The following is a 381-nucleotide window of genomic DNA, read 5'->3' as shown; positions in this document are numbered from 1 at the left end:
CCGCGACGCCTTCGAGGGCCTGCGCCTGATGGACGCCCTCATCGGTGTCAAGCGGGGGGTGCCCGGCGCGAAGCTGCCCGAACTCAAGCAGCGCCGGGTCGCCAGGAGGCACACGCCGGTCCTCGAGGCCGACGAGCAGCAGGGGCCGGCCCGTTCGGACGTGGCCACGGACAATCCCGTCCCCGCCCCGCCGTTCTGGGGCACCCGGATCGTCAAGGGCATCCAGCTCAAGGAGTACGCGTCCTGGCTGGACGAGGGCGCCCTGTTCAAGGGCCAGTGGGGGCTGAAGCAGGTCCGCACCGGCGAGGGACCGTCGTACGAGGAACTGGTGGAGAGCGAGGGCCGGCCGCGGCTGCGCGGTCTGCTCGACCGGCTCCAGAC

The 381-nt window shown here is 72.4% G+C and carries 1 pseudogene; it reads left to right on the top strand.

The annotated features are described in order from the left end of the window. Nucleotides 1-381, top strand: a pseudogene (locus tag ADK64_RS09835) (methionine synthase); the annotation flags it as partial.

This window comes from Streptomyces sp. MMG1121 (assembly GCF_001280015.1).
In the GTDB taxonomy this organism is placed as follows: Bacteria; Actinomycetota; Actinomycetes; order Streptomycetales; family Streptomycetaceae; genus Streptomyces.
This window is presented reverse-complemented; position numbering and strand designations above follow the sequence as displayed.